Origin of the sequence: Campylobacter gastrosuis (genome assembly GCF_030249845.1) — a bacterium.
GTDB lineage: Bacteria > Campylobacterota > Campylobacteria > Campylobacterales > Campylobacteraceae > Campylobacter_A > Campylobacter_A gastrosuis.
Map to the genome: position 1 here is coordinate 90,608 of NZ_JANURM010000003.1, position 21,649 is coordinate 112,256.

The window sequence follows — 21,649 nt, forward strand, 5'->3', positions numbered from 1 at the left end:
ATCTTAAATTTTTAGCAAATATTTTTTAAGTTTAAGCAGGAGTTTTGTATAATTTAGACTTTTTAAACTTAAATTTAAGGATTTTTATGGGACGAGCGTTTGAATATAGACGAGCAGCAAAAGAGGCACGTTGGGATAAGATGAGCAAGGTTTTCCCTAAACTTGCAAAAGCCATAACGGTCGCTGCAAAAGAGGGCGGGACTGACCCTGATATGAACCCAAAACTACGTGCTGCAATCGCTGCTGCAAAAGCACAAAATATGCCAAAAGATAACATTGACTCCGCTATAAAACGAGCCAGTGGCAAGGATAGTGCCGATATTAAAACGATTTTTTATGACGGCAAGGCAGCTCACGGCACGCAAATCATCGTTGAGTGCGCGACTGATAACCCAACAAGAACGGTCGCAAATGTCAAGGCAATTTTTAACAAAAATGGCGGCGAGGTGCTACCTAGCGGTAGTTTAAGCTTTATGTTTTCACGAAAAAGTGTCTTTGAAGTGGCAAAAACTAACCAAAATTTAGAGGATTTAGAGCTAGAACTCATTGATTTTGGCTTAACAGAGCTTGAAAGTGGTGATGAGAGCCTTTACATTTACGGCGATTATGAGAGTTTTGGCACACTTAGCGAGGGCATTTCAAAGCTAAATTTAGAGCTAAAAAAGGGTGTATTAGAATACATACCAAACTCTACAATAAGCCTAAGCGAGGAGCAAATGAGCGATATTGAGAGACTTCTTGATAAGCTTGAAGATGACGATGATGTCCAAGCAGTTTATACAAATATTGAATAAAGGTAAAAATGAGAAACGAAGAGCTTAAAAATTTTGAGATCACAGATGAGTTAAAAGAGGACAAATACGCTATTTTAACGACAGATAAGGGCGAGATTAAGTTAGAGCTATTTTTAGAGCACGCCCCACAAGCGGTGGCAAATTTTGTTAGCCTAATTAAATCTGGCTTTTATGATGGACTAAATTTTCACAGAGTGATACCAAACTTTGTAATCCAAGGTGGCTGCCCGCTAGGCACTGGCACAGGGGGTCCTGGATACCGCATAAAGTGCGAGTGCGTGGGACAAAAGGTAAAACACGAGCGTGGCTCACTCTCAATGGCACACGCTGGGCGTGATACTGGTGGTTCGCAGTTTTTCATCTGCCACAGCCCGCAGCCACACCTTGACGGCGTGCATACGATTTTTGGCAAGTGTGTTGATGATGAGAGCTTAAAAGTGCTTGATGCGATTAGAATGGGGGATAAAATCATAAAAGCAGTAGTGGTAAGTAAAATTTAATGCAGACTAGAATTTTAAAACCCCTAACAAGCCTTGCATTTTGGGTGGTCGTGGCGATTATTGCTGGTATTATCGTAGGCATTATCGCCCCAGAGCTTGGCGTGGCTAGCAAGCCCGGCATTGACTACTTTATCAAGGCGTTAAAACTTCTTATTGGACCAATTATATTTTTAACAATCGTTTCAGGTATCATCGGACTTGAAAGCTTAAAGGAGCTTGGCAGTATCGGATTAAAGGCGTTTATCTACTTTGAAGTCGTTAGCACGCTATCGCTTGCGGTGGGAATTTTCTTTGGCGAGACGCTTAGACCGGGGCACGGGATGCACCTTGATTACACCAAGCTAGACCCACATAGTATTGATAAATACACCACTGCTGATAAGGATGTCGGCTCAATGTGGGCAATCCTAAAAGGTGCCGTGCCTAGCGACCCTATCTCGCCGTTTTTAAGCGCAAACACGCTTCAAGTGCTGTTTATGGCACTTGTCGTGGCGATTACGCTGTCGTTTTTAAAGGCTGAGCATAAAAAAATCTGCCTAAAACCGCTTGAATTTATCCAGCATTACGTGCTAAAAATTCTTAGCTTTTTAATGCTTTTTAGCCCAGTAGCAGCCTTTTCAGCAATGGCTTATCTAATCGGCAAATTTGGCATTAACTCGCTTCTTGGTATGTTTGAGCTTTTAGCGGTTATGGCTGTGGCTTGTCTATTTTTTATCTTTGTCGTGCTTGGGGCGATTTGCTATTTTGCCAAGATAAATATCTTTAAATTTATGAGATTTATCGCAAAAGAGGTGCTTGTCGTCTTTGCTACAAGCTCGTCAGAAACGGCACTTGGGCCACTTATGCAAAAGCTAGAACGAGCAGGAGTAAATCGTGGTGCTGTGGGGCTAATCATACCTACTGGCTACTCGTTTAATCTTGATTGCACAAATATTTACCTAAGCCTAAGCGTTATCTTTTTAGCATACGCATTTGACATACCTTTAAGCATTGAGCATTTAATTAGTATTTTAATTGTGTTAATGATTACAAGCAAGGGTGCGGTGGGCGTTACTGGCTCTGGATTTATCGTGCTAGCTGGCACATTAGCGGCACTGCCAAGCACTGGCATACCTGTTGTAACGGTGGCTGTTTTGCTTGGTGTGGATAAGTTTATGTCCGAGATGAGAGCGGTTGGGAATTTATGCGGTAATGCCGTTGGCTGCGTGATAATCTCAATCTGGGATAAGAAGGTGGATATGGATAAATTCCGCTACGCACTTGATAACCCAAAAGAGTTTGAGTTTAAGTCGTAAGGTTTTTGATTTTGTTTTGTCGGTTGTAAATTTTAACCGACAAAACTTGATATAAATTTAGATAAATTTCTAGCACAAAACGCTCATTAAAGCTAAAAATTTTTAATTTCAGCTTTAACTTCTCGTGTAAAATCACTAGCTCTTACCTTGCTGAAAAATCACCACTTGTATCCTTTTTTTGCTAAGCGGTCGGCGACTTTATCATCAGAGTAGAATTTTAGTTCGCCCTTATCTAATCGTTTGACTATATTTTTTAATTTAATTGTATCAGTTTGATTTAATTTGGTTTGTAAAGTTTTTTTATCATCAAGCTGGGTTATGTTAAATTTCTCATCAAAAATTTCTTTTATAGAACTAATGAATTCACTTCTTAAAGCAAAACAATTTTGTGCTTGAAGTATAGTTGCGTTTGTCATTTCTTACCTTTTTTTGAAAATTTCAATCATTTAAAGCATAACCAACCGCAAATTTTGCCAGCTCATATGTTGCGTCTATGAATTTATATGGTTTATCAAGCGTTGGTAAAAACATAGGAATTTCAGTGCAAGCAGCGACATAAGCGTCCGCCTTTATCTGGCTTAGCGTTTTGTTAAAAAGCCCCACGTAATCAGCAGTTTTACCAGCTTTGACACCGCTGTAAATGCACTCCATTAGGGCATTTTGTTGCTCGTTTGTAAAGCCCACGCTATTTAGCCCACGCTCGTTTAAAATTTTATCATACACCTCTCCCTTTTTTGTCCCGCTCGTGGCGATTATGGCTATATCTTTTGCATCAGGATAGGCGTTTTGCAAAGCATTTACGGCGATTTTTGCAATGTGTAAAATCGTAACACCTGCCATTTTTTCAATCTCATCTGCAAAAAAATGAGCGGTATTGCAAGGCATTATCAAAGCGTCTGCACCAGCGTTTTTTAGGCGTTTTGCACTCTCAACCAGCTTATCTAGCGGACTATTGCCACAGCCCATTATAAATTTTGTCCTATCTTCAATCTGAGCATAGCTATCAATAATAACGTGAATATGCTCCTGATCGCATTTTGCAGGGGTTAAAGAGATGATTTTTTGGTATAAATCAATGGTCGCTAGCGGTCCCATACCGCCGATAATACCGAGTGTTTTCATAAAATTATCCTTAAAATAAAATTTTAATGGTCTAATTTTAGCATTTAAAACAAAAAAGCAGATAAATTTAAAGAGATTTTGGGCGAAAATTCGCCCAAGTGGATTATTTTAGAGTTTGGATATATTCAGCAACTGCGTTGATATCATCATCGCTAAGTGGGTTTGCGATAGGTTTCATCATAGCACCCATACCAAATTTATTTGCACCCTCTTTGTAAGACTTCACAGAAGCTACAATCTCATCTTTGCTTAGGGTTGTAAGCACTGGGACTTTGTTGTTAAAAGACTTTTCAGCCTTAGCTCCGTGACAGGCAACGCATTTTTTATAAATCGTAGCACCATCAGCTGCAAGAGCACCAGTTGCAAGAGCTGCAACAACACCTGAAATAACAAGAATTTTTTTCATTTTTTATCCTTTTTAAAAAATATTCTTGCATTATAATATAAAAAAGGTAAATTTAGCAATACAAATTTTTGGAACACCTTTTGCTTAATTGCTAAAACAATTTTAAAAGGATAACCTATGATGAGATCACTTTGGTCTGGTGTGACTGGACTTCAAGCCCACCAGATAGCTATGGACGTAGAGGGTAATAACATTTCAAACGTAAATACCGTTGGTTTTAAATATTCTCGTGCGAATTTTGCCGATATTTTAAGCCAAACTCCACGCATTGCCACAGCCCCACAAGGCGAGCTTGGCGGTCAAAATCCAATGCAAATAGGTCTTGGCACGAGCATAAACTCAACTACTAGGATTTTTAGCCAAGGCACACTTCAATCAACCGATAAAAACACCGACTTAGCACTTCAAGGTGATGGATTTTTCATCGTTTCAGCCGATGGCGGTAAGACAAAGCTATACACCAGAAACGGCGACTTTTTGCGTGATAGAAATGGCAATTTTGTAAATAATAGTGGCTATATCGTGCAGGGCTGGACAAGAGATGAGGATACAAATAACATTGACGCAACCGGGCCGATTAAAAATATCGTAATTCGTGAAGGACTTACCACCCCAGCACGTGCCTCAACCGTGATAAATGTCAAAGCCAACCTAGATAGCGGTAACTCAATCGGCAATAGAAGCACCCCAATTTACTCGCTTGATGATGTGGCAAATGGGCGAGATTACGATAATGATGGCGTTTTAGACGCTATTGAAATTCATCAAGAAAATGACGTAAATAGCAATCAATTCTACACAAACGGCAAAAACGAGCAGGTGCTAACCGAGCGTGGCGTGGATATGGGTGTGCTTTTTGATGAGGTGGGCAATGGCATAGCACTTCGTGAAGATCAAGGCATTTGGGTAAGCTACGCAAACGCTGAAACGAGTAAATTTACACTAGGCTCAAACGACCCAGCATTTATCGGTAGATACGGACAAGTCGGTGCAAACGGCGTATTTACCGCACAAGCTGTAAATTTAGATATCACGCTAAATGGCGTGCAAATCCAAAGCACTGGGGCTATTCAAAGCATTACCGATGTAGCCGCAAAAATCAACGAACAATACGATAAAACCGGCGTCAGAGCTGAAATTTCAGAAGGCAACCGCCTAACGCTAATAAACCGAAACAACTCAAACACAACAGAGCAGAGCAAAAATATCCACCTAACGATAAATGGTGGAGATACGACTGGTTTAGCTAATAATACCGATGTTAAAACTGACGCTGTAACAGGTGTAAAAACCCTAGACGTCATCACAGCCTATCAATACACCTACTCAACCACCTCAATCACAGCTGTGCATAGCTATAATGATAAAATTCCAAGACAGATAAACACCACAGAGGATTTACGCCGTGCTATGCAAGAAGACGCTAGAAAATATGTAGATTATGACGGCGATGGCGGTAATGTAAGGCTTGATGCAGCCGCTGTAAAAACAGCATTAGAGAATGCTTTACAAGTGCCAGCAACAGAAGCAGACCTAGCAACTGGCATAGAAACAGCTATAACAAATGCTCAAAATACAGCAAACCAAGCAAACGCAACAAACGCACAAAAACAAGCCGCCCAAGCACTCTCGGCTTTTAAAGAAGAATACCTATCAGCCTATTATAGAAACGTAAATGCAGGGGATAACCATAACGACGCTGCTACAAAGGCGCGTGATTACATTGTGAATTTAGCTAGCTTTGATGACTACAACAACGGCGTAACCTTTAAGGTAAATACAAAAGGTCAGTTTGAGCTAGCAAACCCAGCTGATGGCGTAATGGATAAAGCCCTTTACATTAGCGTCACTGGGCGAACCACACCAGCCTCAGCAAATACAGCCGCCATAAACGAAAATGTCCGCCTAACAACGATGATGAGCTCGCTAGAAGGCTCACTAAGCCCGGGTCAAGCCATAAGAACAAGCTCATCATTTATGATGTCAAGCCACGGCTCAACGATAGAAATTCACGACTCGCTTGGCTCAAAACACACCGTAAATATCAAATGGGCAAAGGTCGGCACGACAAACGACGGCGGAACCGAGTGGAATATGGTAATCCAAGTGCCTGAACCTGCTGAAATAAACTTCTCAGGCGAAGGCCCACGAAATGTAATCACTGGCTCACTTAGATTTGGCCCAAATGGTGCATTAGCATCATTTAACCCAGCCGGATTTACATTTACTGCAAATAACGGCTCACAAGCAGGTCAATCTGTGCAGTTAAATTTCGGTCTAAATACCGACTTTAACGGCTTAACAAGCTTTGATAAGGACTCAAATACCGAGTATATCAATCAAGACGGCTATGAAGGTGGCACGCTAAAAGATATCAAAGTAGATGAAACCGGCACGATAATTGGAGCATTTACAAACGGACAGAGCTTTGGACTTGCAAAAGTAGCGGTGGCGACATTTACAAACAACGAAGGCTTACAAGCCGAAGGCGGTAATGTCTTTTCTCAAACTGCAAACTCTGGCGAAGCTGTCGTAGGCGTAGCTGGTAGCGGTAACAAAGGCTCAATAGCAGCCGCAAAACTAGAACAAAGCAACGTGGATTTAAGCCGTGCGCTAACCCAGCTCATAGTCGTCCAGCGTGGCTTTCAAGCCAACTCAAAAACAATCACAACCAGTGATGAAATGCTAAACACACTACTTCAACTTAAAAATTAATTTTCTGCCTAAATAGGCAGAAAATTTTAAATATATTTGGTAAAAAATATGTATGAATTTAAAGTAGATTACGAGCTTGAAACACTAAAAAAGGAGCTTGATAGTTATAGACCTTTGCCAAAAGAGACGGCTAAATCTTTACAATCAAACCTAATGCTTAGATACAATCAAGAGAGTAACGCAATAGAGGGGAATTTACTTACTTTATCTGAAACTAAGGTCTTGCTTGAAAATGGACTTACGGCAAAAGGCAAACCATTTAAAGACCACTTAGATATCATAAATCATCAAAAAGCCATATTATTTTTAAATGATTTAGTGCAAAAAAAGGCGAGTTTAATGCAAAAAGATATCTTAAATTTTCACTATTTGCTTTTAAAAGGGACACAAAATTCAGATAGTGCTGGAATTTATAGGCGTGTGCCAGTAGCCATAACTGGCTCAATCCATAAAACCACGCCACCGCTTTTAATCCAAAAAGATATGGATGATTTAATAATTTGGCACAATGAAGCTTTGAGTAAAAAAATGCACCCAGTAGTAAGAAGTGCCTTACTTCATACAAAATTTGTAAGGATACACCCATTTATTGACGGCAACGGCAGGACAGCAAGACTTTTGCTAAATACAGAGTTGCTAAAATCAGGCTATCCTATGGCAATCATTAAAAAAGATGACAGAGTTGAGTATTATGATGCCTTAGAGAGTGTTGGTTTGTCTAATAATTTTGATAAAATCATCGCTTTTATACAAGAAAACGTAAAAGAGACAACAAAATTTATGCTTGATATCATAAGGCAGTAAAGCATAAACCTGCCCAAAAGGGCAGATTTTATTTGCTTAAATACTCGCTTAAATTTTTAAGCTCCTCATCGTTTATCTCGGTCTTTCTAAAAAATGGCATACTATGTTTGCCGTTTCTTACAAAAAACTCAATCATCTCTTTTGACATATCCTTTCGCTCTGTTAGCAGTGGAGTATGGCAAGTGCGTTGGTGCCTGTCATTTTTACGCCGTGACAGCTGATACACCAAGTATCATAAACCGCTTTACCCTTTTTAAAATTCTTACTCTCGCCAAATGCAAAACTGCATAAAACTGCTAAAAATACTATAAATTTTCTCATTTTTTGCCCCCTTCACGCACATTTTTTGGCCATATCGCGCCACGTCCGGGTGCGATTATGCCGTTTGGGTCAATGGCGTCTTTTAACTGCTCAATAAACCGCCTTAAAATGTGATTATTAAACGAATAAGCATTCATCACATCATCTTGAAATGTTGGTGCTGCCCTGTAATCGCCCCAGCCGTTTTTAGCGGCTACTTCTACCATTTTTCGGTATGCTTTTCGCATATTTTTATTATGCTCTATATCGCTTCTTGAATTTGCAAAGCCAAGCATAAAGCAAAACGCCCTATACATCCAGCTTCTAGGGTGTGCAAACGGCGTTATTGGCGAGGGCATACCAAGCTCGTAAAATACGTCAATGTAAGCGTCTTGACACTTTAAAAGCTCCCTGCCGTCACGTGGTATTACTGGCGAAAACCAAACGTGTCCGTCAAAGGTTTCTCCCCTTGTGCTAAGTCAAAATATCTCCATATTTGCAATGCCAAGCGATACTTTGTGCTTAACCTGCGACTTTTGCTCATCAGTTAGGGGTAGCTTAAATTCCTGTATCATCTTAAACTCAGCCCCTTTGACATTTTTAAACCGCTCTTTAACGTAGGCGATATTTGCATAAACGGTATCTTTGTTGCCGTAAAATGGTATATCTATCTGCTAGTAAGGGATTTTGTTTCTTAGGGCGTAGTCTTGAATTTTATTTAGATCTGGCTTACCGCCCTTGCTTGTTAGATAGCCTTTTAATTCGGCATTCATCGCCTTGCCATAAGGCGGATTTAAAGGGCTTCTATAAAGTGGCTAGCCGATGATAAATGAGTCTTCAAGGTAGTTTAGGTTATCAATTATTGGGATTATATCCTCTCTTTTTGGTGTGCTTAGCGAGATTAGGGCGTAGTATTCAGGTTCAGGCATCATCTAAAAGCCCATTAATGTAAGCACCATATCCGTATTTATTTTCAGCAAAGGTCTTTGCATTTGGCAAAGCCCCCATACCAGTGCGTAAAAGCTCGCCATTTGGTAGCACCACCTCCATACCGCAGTGCTAGCCAAAGTGATCCCTATACATACCATATGTGTAGCCCCAGCCGTGATCAAGCGCGTTACCCACCGGACTGCCCCAGCTCGGATCTGGTATATCTAAGAACACTTTTAGTCCATTTTTTTGGCAGTATCCATAAAGCTCAAAATAGGTAACTCCGGGCTCAACAATGCAAAAATTTCGCTTATCATCAACCTATTCATTCGCTTTAAATCCACAATGACATCACCACGCCTGTTTGGTGCGCTACCACCATAGCCTAAATTTTTACCTGTTGAGATTGGAAATAGCGGGATTTTGTATTCGTTTGCTATCCTTACTATTGCTTGGACTTGGCTTACCTCTTTTGGGGCTAGGGCAAGGCTTGGGATAGGCTTACTAGGCTCGTCCCATTCAGCCGAGTAAGCGTCCCTGTAAAGCCTAACGTCCTCATTGCTTTTAAAGACCCACTCTTTGCCGATAGCCTCTTCAAATTTAGCCACCGCTTCGTTAAAATTTTTCTCACTCACACCAACTGGAAGTATCATAATACCGCTCCTTTTTGTAAATTTTTACCCATTGCCCACGCACAAAGTGATGATTTTTTATCTTTGTAAAATGGCAAAATTTTAAAATCCTTTGCGATTTGAGAAATGACAAAATAGCTCTCATTGCTAGTAAGTCCAGCAATGCATACATCGCCCTTAAAATCGCTAAGTAACTGCGTGTAAAACCTGCTAATATCGCCGTTTATCTTTAAAATTTTGCTATCTTTACTTGCGAAATTTCTAGCAAAATTTTCGCTCATTTTATTACCCTCATCGTAAAAAATATGAGTGTAAGCAAAACTGCTATCAGAGCCAAAAGAGAACGAACTAAGCGACATAGCCGTGATGATTGAGCCTTGTAAGAAGGCTCTTCTTGAAATTTTATTTACTCTACCCCCTTAAAATTTAGTTGCGTTAGCAAATCTTACGCCTTTGGTTATTAATTTTAAATTTAAAATTTATTATAAATAATATTTTTTATAAATCAAAAATTTTTGCCTTTATAATTTGATTAGGACTTTTTTGCTAAAATCTGCCGAAATTTTTAAAAAAGGCATTTTATGAACGCAAAAGTATGGAGATTTGGCGATAATATTGACACGGACATAATTATCGCTGCTAGGTATTTAAATACATCTGATGAGAACGAACTTGCAAAGCACATTATGGAGGACGCTGACCCAAATTTCACGCAAAAAATTTCACGTGGCGATATCATCGTAGCTGGTGAGAATTTTGGCTGTGGTAGCTCTCGTGAGCACGCTCCACTTGCACTAAAAGCCGCTGGGATTAGTGCAGTAATTGCAAAAAGTTTTGCAAGAATTTTTTACAGAAACAGCTTTAATACCGGACTTTTAATCCTAGAAATAAAAGAAACGGACGAGATAAACGAGGGCGATTTGCTTGAAATTAACCTTGATAACGGCGTGATTTTAAATAAAACTAGCAACAAAGAGTATAAATTTAGCCCGATACCTGAGTTTATGCAGGAGCTTTTAAAAAGTGGCGGCTTGATTGAATACGCAAAAACAAGTATAAAGTAAGGAATTTTAATGAAAACGTATAAAATTTGTGTGATAAAGGGCGACGGCATTGGACCTGAGATTGTTGATGAGGCGATAAAAGTGCTTGACGCTGTTAGTCATAAATTTGGCTTTGAGCTTGAATACGACCACCGCTTAATGGGTGGCTGTGCTTATGATGTTTTTGGCGAGCCACTGCCAGATGAAACACTTGAAAGTGCGTTAAATTCGCACGCTGTGCTTTTTGGAGCTATCGGTGGGGCAAAGTGGGATAACCTGCCACGTGATAAACGCCCAGAGAGCGGACTTTTAAAGATTAGAAAATCGCTTGGAGCGTTTGCAAACCTGCGTCCAGCCGTGATTTATGATGAGCTAATAAACGCTAGCACATTAAAGAGCGAGGTTGTTAGAGATGTTGATATTTTAGTCGTTCGTGAGCTCACCGGTGGGCTGTATTTTGGGCAGCCACGCGAGAAAAAAGATGAGAGTGCCTTTAACACGATGATTTATACAAAGGCCGAGATTGAGCGAATTGCAAAAATCGCCTTTGAAGCAGCACTAAAACGCAACAAAAAGGTCTGTATGGTAGATAAGGCAAACGTGCTAGAAACTAGCCAACTTTGGCGTGAAGTAACTAGTCAAGTGGCTAAAAACTACCCTGATGTCAGTTTAGAATTTATGTATGTTGATAACGCCGCTATGCAACTTGTGCGAAATCCACGCTATTTTGATGTGATTTTAACTGAAAATTTATTCGGCGATATTTTAAGCGATGAAGCAAGTATGATTTGCGGGTCAATCGGACTTTTACCAAGTGCCTCAATGGGCGGTAAAGTCGGCATTTACGAGCCTATTCACGGCTCAGCACCAGATATTGCCGGACAAGGCATAGCAAACCCAATCGCTACAATCCTAAGCGGCGCTTTAATGTTGCGATACGCCCTAAATGAAGAAGAGGCAGCAAGTGCCATTGAAGAAGCCGTCAAAAAGGCACTTAGCGAAGGTTATAGAACAAAAGATATTTCAGCTTACGACGCAAAAGAGATTTGCACCACAGCCGAAATGGGTAGCGTAATAGCCGGGCTAATTTAATGCTAAATACAATCACAAAAGCCCTAATTTACGAGTCGCAAGGGCTAAAAGATGATGCCTTAGAGGTGTATAAAAACATACTTAAAAACGACCCTTCAAACAAGGACGCTCTCTTAGCCATTTACAGGCTAAGTGGCGTTAGAAAGAGCAAACCGATAAAAAACGAGCAGATGAAGGAGTTTTTTATAAATTTAAACACGCCAGAAGAGGTTAATGAATTTAAAAGGTGGTTACTTAGATTATGAATAGACTTGATGAGATAGCTAAAATGGCGATAGATGAGGTTAGTGCCGAGCTAAACAGCATTGATTTAATGCAAAAACCAGCTTACGAAATTCGCCAAAGCGATGAGAAAAAAGAGCCAGAAACACCGACAAATCAAGAAAATGTCGGCAGCGAAGAGATATTTTTAAACAACCTAAATGAGCGAATTGAGGTGCTTTTTGAGGGGCTAAATCAAACTCCAAAGCAAAATTTAGAACACAGGCTAGACCTTACGTTAAGGTTTTTAGAATTCGCCCTTGCTAGCATTCAAAACAGACTTGACAATCTTAAAAAATAGCGATTTAGAGCTACTTAAAGAGCATTTCTCGCCCCACACAAAACGCATTTATCTAGTCGGCGGTTGCGTTAGAGATGCGTTTTTGGGGCGAGAGAGTAGCGATTTTGATGTTGAAATTTTTGACATTGATATTTTAAAATTTGATGAAATTATGCAAAAACTCGGTGCAAACGGCGTTGGCAAGAGTTTTTTTATCTATAAATTTAAAAATATTGACATTGGGTTAGGCAGGATTGAGAGCAAAACTGGGCAAAAACACACCGATTTTAGCGTGAGTTTGACGCAGGACGAGCGAACTGCCTCAAAGCGTAGAGATTTTACGATAAATAGCATAATGATAAATTTATTTGATGGCAAAGTGCTTGATTTTTGGGGCGGTTTGGCTGATTTAAGGGCTAAAATTTTACGCCACATTGATGATGAAAAATTTGTTGAAGACCCACTTCGTGTGCTTCGTGGCGTGCAGTTTTGTGCTAGATTTAATCTAAAAATTGCCCCAAAAACCATTAAATTAATGAAAAATTTAAGTCTTGATAATTTAAGCAAAGATAGAGTTAGCACAGAGCTTTTAAAATTTTTTAAAGCCCCATTTTTAGAGGTTGGTGCTTTTTATTTAGAAAAACTTGGGCTTTTAAAAACCATTTTTAATGCCAAAATTCCAGATTTTGATGCTTTTTTAAATTTGGTAAAAAACGCAAAAAAATTTATAAAAGATGAGCGATTATTTTTTTATCTATTGGCAAATTTTGCAAATATTAATTTAGAGGCGACAGCTAGAAATTTAAACTTGCCAAAAAGTTATTTTTTATTAAAAGATGAGCCGTTTTTTATTGGCGAGATAAGCGATGAAAATTTAGCTACAATAGCCCTAAAAAAGCCCTTAAATTCGTGGCTAGGTTGCTATGATGAAGGACGCATAAAAAGGGCAAAAGAGCTTGGAATTTACGAGCAAAAAATCAGCTTTAATCCACAAGAGCTTGTAAAAAGTGGCTTAAAAGGCGATTTATTAAAACAAGAGATTAATCGTTTAAAAGAGCGTGAAATCGCAAAATTTTTAGCACACAAAAGCCTATAATAAGCCCAAATTTGCTAAAATCAGCCATTTTTATTTTAATCTTAAAGGCGAGCGAGTGAGCGAGTATATCTTAAAGATAAAATGTGCCGATGAAAAGGGCTTAATCTACCGAATTTCAGACATTGTTTTTAAAAATAGGCTAAATATTCAAACTAACAACGAGTTTGTTGATAAGCAAAATAAAATGTTTTTTATGCGTGCTGAGCTTAGCGGAGAGCTAAATGAGAGTGAATTTTGTGGCACTCTTGAAGCTGTTTTGCCTAGCGGTGCTGTTGTTAGCTGTGCTAAAAAAACAAAAAAAGATATCATAATTTTAGCTACAAAAGAGAGTCATTGTTTAGGTGATTTACTCATAAAATTTGATAGTGGCGAACTAAATGCAAATATCGTAGCAGTCATAGCAAATCACGAAATTTTAAAAAGCCTAGTTGAGCGTTTTAATATACCTTTTGAGTTTGTTAGTGCTGAGGGTTTAAGCAGAGAAGCACACGAAGAGGCAGTGCTAAACGTGATGAGTAAATATAGTTTTAAATACGCAGTTTTAGCAAAATATATGAGAATTTTAACCCCAAATTTCGTAGCCCACTACCCAAATCAAATCATAAACATTCATCACTCGTTTTTACCAGCTTTCATCGGAGCAAATCCATACAAACAAGCATATGAGCGTGGCGTAAAAATTATCGGTGCAACCGCTCACTTTGTCAATGAAAACCTTGATGAAGGCCCGATAATCACGCAAGATGTCATAAATGTAAATCACGAAATGAGCTGGCAAGATATGCAGCGTGCTGGTAGGGCGTGTGAGAAAAACGTCCTAGCAAAGGCGCTTGACTTAGCCCTTGAAGATAGGCTTTTTATAAATGAAAATAAGGTCGTGATTTTTTAATGTTTAACATCGTCCTAGTTAGCCCTCAAATCCCACAAAACACCGGAGCTATCGGCAGAATGTGTGTAAATGCAAACCTAAAACTGCATATTATTAAACCAACCATTTTTGATTTAAGCGAAAAAGCAGTAAGGCGCGCTGGGCTTGATTACTGGCAGAGCCTAAATCCCGTTATTTGGGAGAGTTTAGATGATTTTTTAGATAAAAATTTAGCCTACAAAGATAGATTTTTTTTCGCCACGACAAAGACAAACGAGCTTTATTTTAACGCAAAATTTCAAAGTGGCGACTTTATATTTTTTGGCGGCGAAAGCACTGGACTGCCAAGCCACCTTATGGATTTAACCCCACAAAATAAGATAACAATCCCAATGGGTAAAAATGGCAGAAGCCTAAATTTAGCGATGAGTGTTGGCATTGTCGCTTATGAAGCCATACGCCAAAATATCGGCGAATTTGATTTTAGGGAGAGTGTATGAGAGCCATTTTTTTCACGCTAATTTTTTGCGTTTTTGCCATTTCTGACACGCTAAAAATCGCAACTTATAATGTTGAGAATTTATTTGATGATAAGCTTAACGGCAACGAATACAAGGACTTTAAAACTGGCTGGGGCAGGGCTGAGTATGAAAATAAGCTAAAAAACATAAAATTTGCCATAAATGCCATAAATGCCGATATTATCGCATTAGAGGAGATTGAAAACGAAGCGGTTTTAAAGGACTTAATCAAAGGCACAGATTATAAATTTACTAGCTTTTGCTCACCTTTTAACTCGCCAGTCGGACTAGGTATAATCTCAAAGATAAAACCAAGCTCAAAGCCCCAATGTATCGGTGTAAAAGGGGTAAAAACAAGAGATATTTTAAGGCAAGAATTTAGCCTAAATGGCAAAAAATTTAGCATTTTTGTAAATCACTTCCCAGCCTTTAAAAACGGCTTAGCCGTGCAAGAAAAGACCGCAAGAGTGCTGTTTGACGCTCTAAATTCGCAAAATTACGCAATAGCACTTGGCGATTTTAACACCCCGTTTGGCAAAAAAAATGTCCTAACGCCAATTGAAATTAACCAAAAATTTACAAATTTATGGCGTGAATTAGAGCCAAAAGAGCGTTTTAGCTTCGTTGGTTACGGCAAAAAACGGGCGATTGACCACGTGCTTTTATCGCCAGATTTTTTTAATGGCGAGTTGTTTTATGTTTGCAAAAGTTTTGGAGTTTTCAAAGATGGCTTAGTTGATGAAAATAACGAAGCCAAAGTAGATGAAAACGGCAAAAATTTATACTCAGACCACCTGCCTTTAATCTTTGAAATTTCAGATGAAAAGAGCAAGGCGTGTGGCTTTTTTAGTAGGTTTTGATGAAATTTTTAGACACTTTTATGCTAGTAAGTTTCATCATTTTTATGGTGTTTTTGGTGCGTGGATTTGCACTTCAAATGCAAGATAGAAACGAAAAAAGAGAAAATTTTAAAAAGGGTAAAAAATGAAAGAGTTATTGATTGAAATCGGCGTTGAGGAGCTACCTGCCATACCATTTCTTAAAGAGTTGCCAAATATCAAGGCAAAGTGGCAGGCGATTTTAAGCGAGTATCGTTTAGAAAGCGAGTTTGATTTTTATTTCACGCCACGCCGTCTGGTATTTTTTCATAAAAATTTTAGCGAATTTCAAAGCGACACAAAAGCCGAATTTATCGGCGCACCAAGACACGTCGCCATTAAAGACGGCGCCTTTACACCAGCTGCTTTGTCATTTGCTAAAAAGTGCGAAATTAGCCAGAATGAGCTAGTTTTTAAAGAGATTGATGGCAAAGATGTGCTGTTTTATGAGAAGCAAATCAAAGGTTTGCCGACACAAAATTTGCTTGGCGATATGATTGAAAAGTTCTTGCTTAGCCTAAATTTTGGCAAGTCAATGCGTTGGGGCAGGGGCGAGTTTGAGTTTATCCGCCCAGTTCGGTCGTTTTTATGCCTTTTTGGCGATAAAAACGTTGAGTTTAGCAAATTTGGCATTAAAAGCGAGGCATCAACCTATCCACACCGAAGCGTAGGCTATGAAAAAGTGCCTGTTTTAAACGCTAGTGATTATTTTAACGGCGCAAAAAATCGTGGCATTATTTTAAATCAAGATGAACGAAAATCAATCATCTTAGAGCAGTTTAAAAATTTAGAAAAAAGTGGCATAAGCATTGAAATTGACCCTGATTTATTAAACGAAGTCGTGGCAATCACTGAGTATCCAAACGCCCTTTTAGGCGAGTTTGAGAGCGAATTTTTAGCCGTGCCAAGCGAAGTAATTATCACCTCAATGAAAGAAAATCAACGCTACTTTCCAGTCTTTAAAGACGGCAAATTAGCAAATAAATTTGTAGTCGTTTCAAATGCGATCACCGATGATAACACGTTGATTATTAAGGGTAACCAAAAGGTTTTACGAGCTAGGCTTAGTGATGCAGTGTTTTTTTGGCAAAGCGATTTAGCTAGCGATTTTAGTCCAGAAAAGCTAAAAAACATCACCTATCTAAAAGAGCTTGGCTCAATGTATGATAAAGAGCTTCGTGAGCTAAAAATCGCCGAAATTTTAGCCAAACGATACGAAAAAGCCCTTCTTAGCGAGGTCGGAGCGGACTTTAAAGACAAGCTAAAACGAGCTGTAATGCTAAGCAAAGCTGACTTAACAAGTGCTATGGTTTATGAATTTACCGAGCTTGAAGGCATTATGGGGCATTACTACGCAAGGGCAAAGGGCGAGAGCGAAGCGGTTGTAATGGCGATAAAAGAGCAGTATCTGCCAGACGGCGAGGGCTCAGCCGTGCCTAGCTCGGTATTTAGTGCTGTCGTCGCACTTGCAAATAAACTTGACACGCTTGTTGGGCTATTTAGTGTAGGCAAAATTCCAACCGGCACAAAAGACCCTTACGCCCTAAGACGCGCTGCAAACGGCGTGATAAAAATCGCAACTTCGCTAAATTTAGAGTTTGAAATTGATGAAATTTTAGGCGAAATTTCATCAAATTACGCCAAATTTGACCTAGCCGTGCTTAGAAATTTTATCCTTGATAGATTTTACACATTTTTTAGCACAAATCCATCAATCATCAAATCCTGCCTAAACAGCGATGAAAGAGAGATTTTACGCCTTTTTGAAAATATCAACGCCCTTGATAAAATCTCAAACGAGCCATCATTTAAAGAGAATTTCTCCACCTTCAAACGCCTTGCAAATATCATCAAAGATAGCCAAATCACAAGTGTTGATGAGAGTTTAATTGGCAATGAATTTGAAAAAGCCCTAAATGATAGTTTTAAGGGGCTAAAAGGTGGCGACGCACACTCAAAATTAAGCGGACTTTTTGGCTTAAAACCGCAAATTGACGCATTTTTTGATAACGTAATGATAAACGCCGATGAGCCAAAAATCAAGGCAAATCGTATCGCAATCATCGGTCAAATTTACAATGAATTTCTAAAAATCGCCGACATAAAAGAGATTAGTTTGTAAGCACAAAACGCCCATTTATTTACAAATGGGCGTAAATTTAGCACGATTTGGCGATTTTAAGGGCAAAAAGATTAAATTTATAGCCTAAGCAAAATCAAAAACATTTATTTTTGCTAAGATTTATCCGTAAATCAAAGCTAAAACGCCGATTTTGATCTTATTTTTTAGGCTTTTTAAACCCACACAAATCGCCCAAAATGCACTCACTACACTTTGGATTAATAGCCTTGCAAGTATAACGCCCAAAAAGCACCATTGCCTGATGAAGTTTGCCTAGCTCCGTTTTAAAGGCGTTTTTTAGGTCTATCTCGGTCTTTTCTGGCGTTTTTGCACGGCTTAAATCAAGTCTGTTTGCCACCCTAAACACGTGCGTATCAACAGCCATTACATTTGCCCCCACCGCTTCAAGAAGCACGACATTTGCGGTCTTTTGTCCAACTCCTGCAAGTGATTTTAAGCTACTTTCATCAAGTGGGATTTTACCGCCAAAATCAGCCACAACGCTCTTTGCCATTTTTATTAGATTTGTGGCTTTGTTATTAAAAAAACTGCACGAATTTATTAAAATTTTCACACTCGCTAGATTTGCATTTGCTAGCTCAGCCACGCTCGGATACGCCCTAAATAGCTCTGGCGTGATTAGATTTACACGCTTATCCGTGCATTGTGCCGAGAGCATTACACAGACTAAAAGCTCGTATTCATCACGCCATTTTAGCTCACTCTTTGCATCCTTAAAATGCTCCAAAAGCCGTGATTTTATAAGTTTTATTCTTGTTTTTTTATCCATTTTTATAAAACAACTTTTACAGCAGGCATTAAATCGTTATTCTCCTCAATTTTTAGCATTCGCACATCTTTTACGCAGTTGGCAAAATTTGGCATTTGTTTGGCTAAAATTTGCACCGTAGCTACGCAGGTTACAGCATTTATTGTCTCGTCGCCAAAATACGCGCTCCCCTGCTGCCATTTAAAGCCGTGTTGCTCCATAAATTTACGTATCTCGCCATATACTTTGGGCGGATTTGCCCCATTTTCACTAAGATAATTTGCCTCAAACTCAAAAATTACAGCATACATTTTGCCCCCTGTTTTTTTGCGATTTATCCATTTAACGCCCTAATCACCGCATTTTGTATAAACTCCAAGCGATTTTTACTGACCTTATCTATCTCATCTACAAGCGATTTTGGTAAGTTTATTCGCACCTTTTTATCGCTTGGTTCTGGGATAAAGTCGCCATTTTCTAAAAGTGTTTCTATTGTTGCGTTAAATGCCTTTTCTAGCTCATCTATCGCTTCGCTTCTACTCTCGCCGTCGCCCCAAAACAAGGCAACTCCATTAAATTCAGGCATAAAAGCACCCCAGCCACCACCCTCATCATCAGGTATCTTTTTTATCTCTATTTTATATGGTAAATTTTGGTAATAACTCAAATCTTTCATTTATACTCCTATCGTTTTTAAAACAAGTTTTACGTAAAATGCCTTTACAGGTCTATGATACGGTATAGTAATCGTATTAATCTCATCACTAAAAATATGATGAGACCCCTTAACTCTGACTAGATTAAATCCATAAGTTTTAAGAACGCTTTCTATTAGTTCAAAGCGAACGTTATTAGGATTATTTTTCATATTTTGTATAATTTTTTCAATTTTTGACAAATTTTAGCCTTTTTTCTCGTAATTATACCAATTTTTTTATTTTCGGTAAATAATCGGTAACAAATTTTAAAATTTTAAGTCATTTTTAAATATTTTTCTAATACTATACCGCTACAACTTTTTAAAAGGAGAAAAAATGAAATTAACAAAAGTTAGTTTAGCGGCTTTGGTTGCATTAGGTGCGTTTTCAAGCGTAGCATCAGCTACTCCACTTGAAGAGGCTATTAAAGATGTAGATGTTAGCGGATTTGCTAGATATAGATATGATTACTCTACAAATAAATACACAGAGGGTAATCCATCAACAACAACAAAACACCACAAGTCAAATAGAGAAGATGCTGATGAAGGCACAGGCACAAACCACAAATTTAAAATCGTAACAAACTTCAAAGCTACAATAGATGATAACTTCTATGCTGTTTTAGGTCTAAGATACAATGCTGGCGATAACACAGCAGCAAGACAAGGCACTAACGGCGTTGGTGGCTATGATAACACAAACGTAAATAGCACATTTGGCGTTTATCAAGCTTATGTAGGCTACAAAGTGGGCAACACTGAAATCACAGCTGGTAAGCAAGTGCTAGGCACATACTTTACAGATGATGAGGTAGGCACAGCGTTTAAGGTAGTAAATACTGATATCACTGGTCTAGCCCTAGCTGCTATCGCTGTTGATGCGTTTGAAAATTCAGGCGAAACAGATGGTGCTTTAATACCATTTGCTGGTGATAAGAACTACAAAACTGGTAACCTTTATGGCGTAGCTGCTATTGGCTCATATGATCCTATCGGTTTTCAACTATGGTATGCTACACTTGAAAACGTTGTAGATCTACTAGCTGTTGAGCTAAGTGCTGATGTAAAAGTAACAGATGATATCGGTATCAATGGTAAATTCCAATTTGTAAATAGTGATGCTGATAGCAAACTTAAAGAAACTGTCGCTACTTACAACGACGGTAAATTCTACGCTGCTGAGCTTGGCACAGAGCTATTTGGTGCTGACCTAAGTGCTGGCTATGTAGGCTGGAAAGCAAAAGAGAGAAATGGTGCTACTGGCACAACAAGCTTCACTTATGAAGATCAAGGCTCACTAATCAGCCCAGCAGAGCAATTCTCTGATTATTTTGACTATACATTCGTAAATGGTAAAGGTAACTTCTGGTTTATCACAGCTGGTTATACACTTGATAAATTTAGACTTGGTGTTGATTATGTTCAAGGCTCTGTTAAACTTGCAGGAAATAACGGCAAAGAGAAATACAAAGAGGTCGTGCCTAGCGTATCTTATGCATACAGCAAAAAGCTGAAATTCTCAACTTATTATTCAGCTGCTGAGCTTAAAAATAACGCTCAACAAGATAAAGAGAAATCACAAAGATATAGATTTGAGGCTAGATACTCATTCTAATCTAGCTTAACGCTAAAAACCACAGGGGCTTTTTAAAAGCCCCTTTTTTATTTATACTAAATTTTAAAAATGCTATAATCTACCAAAATTTCACGACAAAGCCATTAAATGATAGTTGATTTACACAACCACACTCCACTTTGCAAACACGCAGTAGGCAATATAGATGAGTATATCCTAAACGCCATAAAAGCCAAGACAAAATTCTTTGGTATCAGCGACCACGCACCGATGAACTACGACACGGCGTATAGAATGGACTTGAATGAGATGGATAAATACGAAAAAATGGTGCGTGAAGCAGGGCAGAAGTTTAAAAACGAGTGTGAAATTTTGCTTGGTTATGAGGTTGATTATTTAGAAAATTTTATGGACGAGCGAGTTTTTAGGCGTAAGGTTGATTATTTTATCGGCTCGGTGCATTTTTTAGGTGGCTGGGGATTTGATAATCCAGAATTTATTGGCGAGTATGAAAACCGCGATATTGATGATATTTGGCGTGAGTATTTTAGGTGTATTTATGAGCTTGCAAAGTGTGCTAAATTTGACATTGTTGGGCACCTTGACCTGCTTAAAATTTTTAAATTTTTACCAAAAACAGACATTAGAATTTTAGCCACCGACGCCTTAAAAGCCATAAAAAAGGCAAATTTAGCAGTTGAGATTAACACCGCTGGATTTAGAAAGCCAGTGTGTGAGCAGTATCCAAGTCGTGCTTTATTAGAGATGATTTATGAGCTTGACATACCTATCACATTTGGCTCGGACGCTCACGCTCCAGGGCAGGTAGGGCAAAATGGCGAAATTTGCGAACAAATCGCTAGGCAAATCGGCTTTACAAAGGTTGTTTGTTTTAAAAATCGCGATAGATTTTTTTTAGAATTTTAAAATAATTGAGATTTTTTT

At 38.8% G+C, this 21,649-nt stretch carries 30 protein-coding genes and 1 pseudogene; 17 read left to right on the forward strand and 14 right to left on the reverse strand.

Annotated elements, in window-relative coordinates:
• Nucleotides 1–86: 86 nt before the first annotated feature.
• Genes NYG85_RS04255 through NYG85_RS04265 form a run of 3 tightly spaced genes read left to right on the forward strand, consistent with a single transcriptional unit; the run spans nt 87 to nt 2,589 of the window.
• Nucleotides 87–794, forward strand: coding sequence for a YebC/PmpR family DNA-binding transcriptional regulator (locus NYG85_RS04255; RefSeq protein ID WP_284937242.1), 708 nt, complete (start codon nt 87–89; stop codon nt 792–794).
• Between the two features lie 8 nt (nt 795–802).
• Complete coding sequence (locus NYG85_RS04260; protein ID WP_284937243.1) at nt 803–1,294, forward strand: peptidylprolyl isomerase; 492 nt, start codon at nt 803–805, stop codon at nt 1,292–1,294.
• Nucleotides 1,294–2,589, forward strand: coding sequence for a cation:dicarboxylate symporter family transporter (locus NYG85_RS04265; protein ID WP_284937244.1), 1,296 nt, complete (start codon nt 1,294–1,296; stop codon nt 2,587–2,589). The genes NYG85_RS04260 and NYG85_RS04265 overlap by 1 nt, the downstream gene beginning before the upstream one ends.
• On the opposite strand, the gene NYG85_RS04270 is transcribed toward NYG85_RS04265, so the two are convergent.
• The 4 genes from NYG85_RS04270 to NYG85_RS04285 form a co-directional block, all read right to left on the reverse strand.
• Entirely contained in the window at nt 2,579–2,725 is a 147-nt protein-coding gene (locus NYG85_RS04270) for a hypothetical protein (protein ID WP_284937245.1), read from the reverse strand. The genes NYG85_RS04265 and NYG85_RS04270 overlap by 11 nt on opposite strands.
• A 22-nt stretch (nt 2,726–2,747) precedes the next feature.
• Nucleotides 2,748–3,005: a hypothetical protein gene (locus tag NYG85_RS04275; RefSeq protein ID WP_284937246.1), complete on the reverse strand. Its 258-nt coding sequence runs from the start codon at nt 3,003–3,005 to the stop codon at nt 2,748–2,750.
• A gap of 22 nt (nt 3,006–3,027) precedes the next feature.
• Nucleotides 3,028–3,711 (reverse strand): cysteate racemase, encoded by a 684-nt coding sequence (cuyB, locus tag NYG85_RS04280; RefSeq protein ID WP_284937247.1) that lies wholly within the window; start codon nt 3,709–3,711, stop codon nt 3,028–3,030.
• Nucleotides 3,712–3,814: 103 nt separating this feature from the next.
• A complete protein-coding gene (locus NYG85_RS04285; RefSeq protein ID WP_284937248.1) occupies nt 3,815–4,117 on the reverse strand; it encodes a c-type cytochrome in 303 nt (100 codons plus the stop codon).
• Nucleotides 4,118–4,234: 117 nt separating this feature from the next.
• Between NYG85_RS04285 and flgE the strand changes: the two genes are divergently transcribed.
• Together flgE and NYG85_RS04295 are read left to right on the forward strand one after the other, a co-directional pair.
• The gene (gene flgE / locus NYG85_RS04290) at nt 4,235–6,832 is read left to right on the forward strand and encodes a flagellar hook protein FlgE (protein ID WP_284937249.1); all 2,598 of its coding nucleotides are present in this window, start codon (nt 4,235–4,237) and stop codon (nt 6,830–6,832) included.
• 48 nt (nt 6,833–6,880) lie between these two features.
• A complete protein-coding gene (locus tag NYG85_RS04295; RefSeq protein WP_284937250.1) occupies nt 6,881–7,636 on the forward strand; it encodes a Fic family protein in 756 nt (251 codons plus the stop codon).
• Nucleotides 7,637–7,664: 28 nt separating this feature from the next.
• Here NYG85_RS04295 and NYG85_RS04300 read toward each other — a convergent pair whose 3' ends face one another.
• The 6 genes from NYG85_RS04300 to NYG85_RS04325 form a co-directional block, all read right to left on the reverse strand.
• Nucleotides 7,665–7,784, reverse strand: coding sequence for a c-type cytochrome (locus tag NYG85_RS04300; protein WP_284937251.1), 120 nt, complete (start codon nt 7,782–7,784; stop codon nt 7,665–7,667).
• 14 nt (nt 7,785–7,798) lie between these two features.
• Nucleotides 7,799–7,957, reverse strand: a complete 159-nt coding sequence (locus NYG85_RS04305) for a c-type cytochrome (RefSeq protein WP_284937252.1) — start codon at nt 7,955–7,957, stop codon at nt 7,799–7,801.
• On the reverse strand, nt 7,954–8,295 hold the full coding sequence (locus tag NYG85_RS04310; protein ID WP_284937254.1) for a hypothetical protein: 342 nt from the start codon (nt 8,293–8,295) through the stop codon (nt 7,954–7,956). Before NYG85_RS04310 ends, NYG85_RS04305 begins: the two co-directional genes overlap by 4 nt.
• A 562-nt stretch (nt 8,296–8,857) precedes the next feature.
• A complete protein-coding gene (locus NYG85_RS04315; RefSeq protein WP_284937255.1) occupies nt 8,858–8,986 on the reverse strand; it encodes a hypothetical protein in 129 nt (42 codons plus the stop codon).
• Between the two features lie 116 nt (nt 8,987–9,102).
• The gene (locus tag NYG85_RS04320) at nt 9,103–9,519 is read right to left on the reverse strand and encodes an FAD-binding protein (RefSeq protein WP_284937257.1); all 417 of its coding nucleotides are present in this window, start codon (nt 9,517–9,519) and stop codon (nt 9,103–9,105) included.
• Nucleotides 9,516–9,857, reverse strand: a complete 342-nt coding sequence (locus tag NYG85_RS04325; RefSeq protein ID WP_284937259.1) for a hypothetical protein — start codon at nt 9,855–9,857, stop codon at nt 9,516–9,518. Before NYG85_RS04325 ends, NYG85_RS04320 begins: the two co-directional genes overlap by 4 nt.
• 222 nt (nt 9,858–10,079) lie before the next feature.
• Here NYG85_RS04325 and NYG85_RS04330 point away from each other — a divergent pair, with 222 nt between their 5' ends.
• The 10 genes and pseudogenes from NYG85_RS04330 (at nt 10,080) to glyS (ending at nt 17,659) form a co-directional block, all read left to right on the forward strand.
• Entirely contained in the window at nt 10,080–10,562 is a 483-nt protein-coding gene (locus tag NYG85_RS04330; RefSeq protein ID WP_284937260.1) for a 3-isopropylmalate dehydratase small subunit, read from the forward strand.
• Between the two features lie 9 nt (nt 10,563–10,571).
• A complete protein-coding gene (gene leuB, locus NYG85_RS04335) occupies nt 10,572–11,633 on the forward strand; it encodes a 3-isopropylmalate dehydrogenase (protein ID WP_284937262.1) in 1,062 nt (353 codons plus the stop codon).
• A complete protein-coding gene (locus NYG85_RS04340; RefSeq protein WP_284937263.1) occupies nt 11,633–11,878 on the forward strand; it encodes a hypothetical protein in 246 nt (81 codons plus the stop codon). Before leuB ends, NYG85_RS04340 begins: the two co-directional genes overlap by 1 nt.
• A 152-nt stretch (nt 11,879–12,030) precedes the next feature.
• Nucleotides 12,031–12,195: pseudogene (locus NYG85_RS12145) on the forward strand (CiaD-like domain-containing protein); the annotation flags it as partial.
• Nucleotides 12,155–13,270 (forward strand): tRNA nucleotidyltransferase/poly(A) polymerase-related protein, encoded by a 1,116-nt coding sequence (locus tag NYG85_RS04350; protein ID WP_284937265.1) that lies wholly within the window; start codon nt 12,155–12,157, stop codon nt 13,268–13,270. The pseudogene NYG85_RS12145 and the gene NYG85_RS04350, both read left to right, overlap by 41 nt.
• Nucleotides 13,271–13,325: 55 nt before the next feature.
• Entirely contained in the window at nt 13,326–14,159 is an 834-nt protein-coding gene (purU, locus tag NYG85_RS04355; RefSeq protein ID WP_284937266.1) for a formyltetrahydrofolate deformylase, read from the forward strand.
• The gene (locus NYG85_RS04360) at nt 14,159–14,638 is read left to right on the forward strand and encodes a tRNA (cytidine(34)-2'-O)-methyltransferase (RefSeq protein WP_284937267.1); all 480 of its coding nucleotides are present in this window, start codon (nt 14,159–14,161) and stop codon (nt 14,636–14,638) included. The genes purU and NYG85_RS04360 overlap by 1 nt, the downstream gene beginning before the upstream one ends.
• Nucleotides 14,635–15,519, forward strand: coding sequence for an endonuclease/exonuclease/phosphatase family protein (locus tag NYG85_RS04365; RefSeq protein ID WP_284937268.1), 885 nt, complete (start codon nt 14,635–14,637; stop codon nt 15,517–15,519). Before NYG85_RS04360 ends, NYG85_RS04365 begins: the two co-directional genes overlap by 4 nt.
• On the forward strand, nt 15,519–15,647 hold the full coding sequence (locus NYG85_RS04370) for a hypothetical protein (protein ID WP_284937269.1): 129 nt from the start codon (nt 15,519–15,521) through the stop codon (nt 15,645–15,647). The genes NYG85_RS04365 and NYG85_RS04370 overlap by 1 nt, the downstream gene beginning before the upstream one ends.
• Nucleotides 15,644–17,659, forward strand: a complete 2,016-nt coding sequence (glyS, locus tag NYG85_RS04375) for a glycine--tRNA ligase subunit beta (RefSeq protein ID WP_284937270.1) — start codon at nt 15,644–15,646, stop codon at nt 17,657–17,659. The genes NYG85_RS04370 and glyS overlap by 4 nt, the downstream gene beginning before the upstream one ends.
• Before the next feature lie 157 nt (nt 17,660–17,816).
• Here glyS and nth read toward each other — a convergent pair whose 3' ends face one another.
• From nth to NYG85_RS04395, 4 genes are read right to left on the reverse strand one after another with little or no spacing between them, the layout of a single operon-like run.
• Nucleotides 17,817–18,449, reverse strand: coding sequence for an endonuclease III (nth, locus tag NYG85_RS04380; RefSeq protein WP_284937271.1), 633 nt, complete (start codon nt 18,447–18,449; stop codon nt 17,817–17,819).
• A 2-nt stretch (nt 18,450–18,451) separates the two neighbouring features.
• Nucleotides 18,452–18,739: a virulence factor gene (locus tag NYG85_RS04385; protein WP_284937272.1), complete on the reverse strand. Its 288-nt coding sequence runs from the start codon at nt 18,737–18,739 to the stop codon at nt 18,452–18,454.
• A 23-nt stretch (nt 18,740–18,762) separates the two neighbouring features.
• Nucleotides 18,763–19,104: a type II toxin-antitoxin system HicB family antitoxin gene (locus NYG85_RS04390; protein ID WP_284937273.1), complete on the reverse strand. Its 342-nt coding sequence runs from the start codon at nt 19,102–19,104 to the stop codon at nt 18,763–18,765.
• Nucleotides 19,105–19,326, reverse strand: a complete 222-nt coding sequence (locus NYG85_RS04395; protein ID WP_284937274.1) for a type II toxin-antitoxin system HicA family toxin — start codon at nt 19,324–19,326, stop codon at nt 19,105–19,107. It abuts the gene before it with no gap.
• Between the two features lie 136 nt (nt 19,327–19,462).
• On the opposite strand from NYG85_RS04395, the gene NYG85_RS04400 reads away from it, so the two are divergent.
• Both NYG85_RS04400 and NYG85_RS04405 read left to right on the forward strand, forming a co-directional pair.
• Nucleotides 19,463–20,743, forward strand: coding sequence for a major outer membrane protein (locus NYG85_RS04400; protein WP_284937275.1), 1,281 nt, complete (start codon nt 19,463–19,465; stop codon nt 20,741–20,743).
• 108 nt (nt 20,744–20,851) lie between these two features.
• On the forward strand, nt 20,852–21,631 hold the full coding sequence (locus tag NYG85_RS04405; protein ID WP_284937276.1) for a histidinol-phosphatase: 780 nt from the start codon (nt 20,852–20,854) through the stop codon (nt 21,629–21,631).
• The last annotated feature ends 18 nt before the right edge of the window (nt 21,632–21,649 follow it).

Coding starts and splice junctions, on each gene's coding strand:
- NYG85_RS04285 (WP_284937248.1), bottom strand. CDS start 4,117: ATGAAAAAAATTCTTGTTATTTCAGGTGTTGTTGCAGCTCTTGCAACT.
- NYG85_RS04405 (WP_284937276.1), top strand. CDS start 20,852: ATGATAGTTGATTTACACAACCACACTCCACTTTGCAAACACGCAGTA.
- NYG85_RS04310 (WP_284937254.1), bottom strand. CDS start 8,295: ATGCCCTCGCCAATAACGCCGTTTGCACACCCTAGAAGCTGGATGTAT.
- NYG85_RS04400 (WP_284937275.1), top strand. CDS start 19,463: ATGAAATTAACAAAAGTTAGTTTAGCGGCTTTGGTTGCATTAGGTGCG.
- nth (WP_284937271.1), bottom strand. CDS start 18,449: ATGGATAAAAAAACAAGAATAAAACTTATAAAATCACGGCTTTTGGAG.
- NYG85_RS04305 (WP_284937252.1), bottom strand. CDS start 7,957: ATGAGAAAATTTATAGTATTTTTAGCAGTTTTATGCAGTTTTGCATTT.
- NYG85_RS04325 (WP_284937259.1), bottom strand. CDS start 9,857: ATGTCGCTTAGTTCGTTCTCTTTTGGCTCTGATAGCAGTTTTGCTTAC.
- NYG85_RS04260 (WP_284937243.1), top strand. CDS start 803: ATGAGAAACGAAGAGCTTAAAAATTTTGAGATCACAGATGAGTTAAAA.
- glyS (WP_284937270.1), top strand. CDS start 15,644: ATGAAAGAGTTATTGATTGAAATCGGCGTTGAGGAGCTACCTGCCATA.
- NYG85_RS04320 (WP_284937257.1), bottom strand. CDS start 9,519: ATGATACTTCCAGTTGGTGTGAGTGAGAAAAATTTTAACGAAGCGGTG.
- NYG85_RS04340 (WP_284937263.1), top strand. CDS start 11,633: ATGCTAAATACAATCACAAAAGCCCTAATTTACGAGTCGCAAGGGCTA.
- NYG85_RS04275 (WP_284937246.1), bottom strand. CDS start 3,005: ATGACAAACGCAACTATACTTCAAGCACAAAATTGTTTTGCTTTAAGA.
- NYG85_RS04315 (WP_284937255.1), bottom strand. CDS start 8,986: ATGGAGGTGGTGCTACCAAATGGCGAGCTTTTACGCACTGGTATGGGG.
- NYG85_RS04385 (WP_284937272.1), bottom strand. CDS start 18,739: ATGTATGCTGTAATTTTTGAGTTTGAGGCAAATTATCTTAGTGAAAAT.
- NYG85_RS04365 (WP_284937268.1), top strand. CDS start 14,635: ATGAGAGCCATTTTTTTCACGCTAATTTTTTGCGTTTTTGCCATTTCT.
- NYG85_RS04330 (WP_284937260.1), top strand. CDS start 10,080: ATGAACGCAAAAGTATGGAGATTTGGCGATAATATTGACACGGACATA.
- NYG85_RS04300 (WP_284937251.1), bottom strand. CDS start 7,784: ATGTCAAAAGAGATGATTGAGTTTTTTGTAAGAAACGGCAAACATAGT.
- NYG85_RS04255 (WP_284937242.1), top strand. CDS start 87: ATGGGACGAGCGTTTGAATATAGACGAGCAGCAAAAGAGGCACGTTGG.
- NYG85_RS04390 (WP_284937273.1), bottom strand. CDS start 19,104: ATGAAAGATTTGAGTTATTACCAAAATTTACCATATAAAATAGAGATA.
- NYG85_RS04370 (WP_284937269.1), top strand. CDS start 15,519: ATGAAATTTTTAGACACTTTTATGCTAGTAAGTTTCATCATTTTTATG.
- NYG85_RS04265 (WP_284937244.1), top strand. CDS start 1,294: ATGCAGACTAGAATTTTAAAACCCCTAACAAGCCTTGCATTTTGGGTG.
- NYG85_RS04295 (WP_284937250.1), top strand. CDS start 6,881: ATGTATGAATTTAAAGTAGATTACGAGCTTGAAACACTAAAAAAGGAG.
- NYG85_RS04360 (WP_284937267.1), top strand. CDS start 14,159: ATGTTTAACATCGTCCTAGTTAGCCCTCAAATCCCACAAAACACCGGA.
- leuB (WP_284937262.1), top strand. CDS start 10,572: ATGAAAACGTATAAAATTTGTGTGATAAAGGGCGACGGCATTGGACCT.
- flgE (WP_284937249.1), top strand. CDS start 4,235: ATGATGAGATCACTTTGGTCTGGTGTGACTGGACTTCAAGCCCACCAG.
- cuyB (WP_284937247.1), bottom strand. CDS start 3,711: ATGAAAACACTCGGTATTATCGGCGGTATGGGACCGCTAGCGACCATT.